Here is a 1,595-nt window from a genome sequence, read left to right as displayed (position 1 = left end):
GCTCGCCGCGCATCAGGCGGAATACGAGAAGCTCTTCGCGAACCCCTTCGTTGCGGCCTCGCGCGGCTTCATCGATGACGTCATCATGCCGCATTCCACACGGCGGCGCATCTGCCGCGCGCTGCGCTTCCTGCGCACGAAGAAGCTGGAAAACCCTTGGAAGAAACACGACAACATCCCGTTGTGAGGAAGAGAAATCATCCATTGGAAAACTCGGTTTCAAAAATGATGTGAAACAGCCTGTGGCAGACAAAACGTTTCGGACGCCCGCCCAGATTGATGGGTTTCAGGATTCCGAGTCTGACCAGTTTCTCGACATTTTTCTTGGCTGCCGGATAGGTCACCTCCAGTCTCCCGCTTGCCTCAGGAACAGAGATGACAAGCCTTTCAAACACCAGATCAACCAGCTCGCCGAGAAGAGCGGACGCCCGTGCCTGACGCACCTGTTGGATAAAGTCCTCCCTCAAGGCGGCAATCTTGTCGATTTTCTCCATGGCGTCCCGGGCGGACCTTTCAATCGCCCGGGCGAAAAAACACACCCATTCCTCCCATGCTCCCCGTCGGGATACCTCAAGCATCAAATCGTTGTATTCGTCCTTGTGACGCTCAATGAAGGGGCTGATGTAAAGGAGCGGTGCGGGCATCACATCGTGCGCACGCAGAAGCAGTGGCACAAGAAGCCTTCCAAGACGTCCATTACCGTCCGGAAAAGGATGAATCGCCTCGAAGTGATAATGCACCAGCGCATTGAACACTACGGGAGGCAAGCGGCGAGCTTCTTGTGAATGGATGAATTTTTCGAGGTCCCCCATCAGCTGTGGCGTCAGATCGGGCGGAGCGGGGATGAACCGGGCATGTGCAATGCCACGAGAAACGGATCCGATAAAGTTCTGATTTTTCTTGAATTCGCCCGGGATAATGCTGGCTCCTCGATGTCGCGCCACTCCCTCCAAAAGGATGGCATGCAACTCTCCAATGAAACGCGATGAGATGGGAATCTCATCCATACGCTTAAGGCCATATTCAAGAGCCCGCACATAATTATGCACCTCACGGGTTTCTGCCGTCTGGCGAGTCGCTTTTTCGTGACCTGCATCAAACAGCAGGAGCTGCGAGGGAGTGGTGTAGGTCCCCTCAATGCTCGATGATGACAGTGCTTCACGCTGTTGCAGAGGATTGATCAGATGATAGGGATTGCTGATCCTGTCACTCTTCCCTTTAAGCTCTCCCATCGCTCTGGATGCCCTGTCCACCTCACTCATGATACGATTCATGTTGAGAGGCGGCGGCAGAGGATTGGGGACGAATGCCCACTGGTCATACACGGTGGGCACAAGGCTGCCGCTGGGAGAGTCCCGAAACTTGTCAGGATTCATGGCGCATCGCCTCCGCCTTCAGAAAAGGTATAATTCAAGCAAGCGAATTATACTTTTCCAGAAAAAAGTATAACTCCCCCTCTCTCTCCTATACCATACGAGCAGTGCGTCAAGGGCCTTTACCGAGAATTGTGCTCGCAGAATGCATGAAACTGAATCTCTCTGCCTGTTTCTCAAACCGTTCCAGCCTATAGGAGAGTATCCGACCCAAAGGCCTGC

Annotated in this window: 2 protein-coding genes; one reads left to right on the top strand and one right to left on the bottom strand. The window is 53.7% G+C overall.

Annotated elements, in window-relative coordinates; all coding sequences use genetic code 11:
- Positions 1-187: methylmalonyl-CoA carboxyltransferase (locus tag D6694_09480; GenBank protein ID RMH40995.1), on the top strand; the 187-nt coding region annotated here is incomplete at its 5' end.
- A gap of 10 nt (positions 188-197) precedes the next feature.
- On the opposite strand, the gene D6694_09475 is transcribed toward D6694_09480, so the two are convergent.
- On the bottom strand, positions 198-1,376 hold the full coding sequence (locus tag D6694_09475; protein ID RMH40994.1) for a Fic family protein: 1,179 nt from the start codon (positions 1,374-1,376) through the stop codon (positions 198-200).
- Positions 1,377-1,595: the final 219 nt, after the last annotated feature.

This window comes from Gammaproteobacteria bacterium (genome assembly GCA_003696665.1).
Taxonomy (GTDB): Bacteria; Pseudomonadota; Gammaproteobacteria; order Enterobacterales.
This window is presented reverse-complemented; position numbering and strand designations above follow the sequence as displayed.

Bases quoted from the DNA above. Each gene is read 5' to 3' on its own strand.
- D6694_09475 (RMH40994.1), bottom strand. From the start codon at position 1,376: ATGAATCCTGACAAGTTTCGGGACTCTCCCAGCGGCAGCCTTGTGCCC.